The 316-nt window shown below is 47.5% G+C and carries 1 protein-coding gene; it reads left to right on the top strand.

Going from position 1 to position 316, the window contains the following annotated elements; all coding sequences use genetic code 11:
• Positions 1-316: hypothetical protein (locus AAOP42_RS00200; RefSeq protein WP_349526437.1), on the top strand; the 316-nt coding region annotated here is incomplete at both ends.

Genomic DNA, 316 nt, shown 5'->3' with positions numbered 1-316 from the left:
CGTTCAGTATGGTTGTATCAGGCAATGTCGGAACAATCAGTGGATTGAGTGCCGGAGTTTACAACAACATCAGTATAACAGAATCAGGCTGCAGTTCAGTCGCCGATATAGACGTTACGTTGAGCGATCCATCCATTCCAACCTTGTCAGACAATGCTGAGAGTAACCCAACGACTTGTTCCGGCACAGACGGAAGCATTACGTTGACGACCGGCAACCTGTCTGACGGGACTTATACCTTAGATTATGAAGACGGCTCTTCAGCTTCTCAAACGTTCAGTATGGTCGTATCAGGAAATGTCGGAACGATCAGTGG

It is taken from the genome of Reichenbachiella sp. MALMAid0571, assembly GCF_040151475.1.
In the GTDB taxonomy this organism is placed as follows: Bacteria; Bacteroidota; Bacteroidia; order Cytophagales; family Cyclobacteriaceae; genus CAXBNB01.
The sequence above is the reverse complement of the archived record's forward strand: the minus strand, read 5'-3'. Positions and strand labels throughout refer to the sequence as shown.